Here is a 1,936-nt window from a genome sequence, read left to right as displayed (position 1 = left end):
GAGTCTGGGACATAAACCCTAGAGAAATAGCCAGTAAATGAGTTTTAACAAATTCATTTACTGGCTTCTTTATTTACAATACTCCGTATTGTTGGCTCGCTTTCTTAGGGGACAGCTTCAGCCTGTAGTCTTCAGCTTGTCCTGTTCCCTCAAGAGTCTCGCCAAAATACTTTGTATTTATATGTAATTTTACATTGTAATACTTTAAAAAAATAAAGCACTTTCGTATAATTTAATAAACATCACTAAACTAAATTAACGAGGTGCCTTATGTATAAAAATTATAACATGACTCAACTTACTCTACCAATGGAAACTTCAGTTCTTATCCCCACAAATGATATTTCACGACATGTAAATGATATTGTTGAAACAATTCCTGACAATGAATTCGACGAATTCAGACATCACCGTGGTGCAACTTCGTACCATCCTAAAATGATGTTAAAAGTGATTCTATATGCCTACACACAATCTGTATTCTCAGGTCGTAAAATAGAAAAAATGCTTAATGATAGCATCCGAATGATGTGGCTATCACAAAATCAAAAACCTTCTTATAAAACAATTAATCGATTTAGAGTAAATCCAAAAGTAGATGCTTTATTAGAATCTTTATTTATTCAATTTTACAGTCAGTGTGTAAAACAAAATCTTATAGATGATAAAGCTATTTTTATTGATGGTACAAAAATTGAAGCAAATGCCAATCGATATACATTTGTATGGAAAAAGAGTATTCAAAACCATGAATCAAAGATGAATGAGGATTCTAAAGCCCTCTACCATGAATTGGTAACCAATAAAATCATACCGGAAATTAAAGAAGATCATGATAATGAATTAACAAAAGAAGAAATAGATTTGATTGGTAGTCACTTAGATAAAGAAATCGAAGATTTAAACCAACATATCAACAATGAAAAATGTACTAAAACAAGAAAACAAATACGTCTCAAAAGAACTAAAATCAAAAAATACAAAAAGCAAATCAATGATTATTTTGAGCGAAAGTATCGATACGAATTTCAAAAATCTATTTTAAAGGATAGAAATAGTTATTCTAAGACAGATCATGATGCGACATTTATGAGAATGAAAGAAGATCACATGAAAAATGGACAACTTAAGCCAGGGTATAATTTACAAATAGCGACAAATTCCCAATTTGTTTTATCTTATAATGTGTATCAAAATCCAACGGATACTAGAACGATGATTCCATTTTTAAATTCAATTCAAGAGACCTACGGTCATTTACCTGAATATATTGTAGCTGATGCAGGTTATGGTAGTGAATCAAATTATAAGGCAATTATAGAGGACTTTAATCGAACGCCACTCATAACATATGGAATGTTTATAAAAGATAAAACTAAAAAATATAAAAGTGACATCTTTAATACTCAAAATTGGAACTATGACGAAATTAATGACGAATTCATTTGTCCGAATAATAAACGGCTAGGTTTTAAAAGATATGCCTATCGTCATGATAAGTATGGTTATAAGCGAGACTTTAAATTATATGAATGTGATGATTGTTCAGAATGTCCTCTGAAAAATCAATGTATGAACTTCAATTCAAAAACAAACAAAAAAATAATGAAGAATTATAACTGGGAATATTTTAAATCCCAAATTAACAAAAAGCTTTCAGAACCAGAAATAAAAAATATCTACAGTCAAGGAAAAATTGATGTGGAACCTGTTTTTGGATTTATGAAGGCTATTTTGGGTTTCACTCGGATGTCTGTCCGAGGACTCAATAAAGTCAAAAGAGAACTTGGTTTTGTATTAATGGCACTTAATATAAGAAAAGTAGTAGCTCAACGAGCTGAAAATAATCAAAAAATTTATAAAAAAGACAATTTCTATATTATTTCAATAGAAATTGTCTTTTTTCACTTATCCAAGAACTTTATGTCCCGGACTC

General features: G+C 30.0%; 1 protein-coding gene. It reads left to right on the top strand.

Translation table 11 applies throughout. The features are described 5' to 3' along the window. Positions 1-270: 270 nt before the first annotated feature. The coding region (locus HMPREF3134_RS07860) for an IS1182 family transposase (protein WP_070442016.1) at positions 271-1,936 on the top strand (1,666 nt) is incomplete at its 3' end.

This window comes from Staphylococcus sp. HMSC14D10 (assembly GCF_001808125.1).
GTDB classification, from domain to species: domain Bacteria; phylum Bacillota; class Bacilli; order Staphylococcales; family Staphylococcaceae; genus Staphylococcus; species Staphylococcus haemolyticus.
Note: the sequence above shows the minus strand (reverse complement) of the source record. Positions and strands in the feature narration are given on the sequence as shown.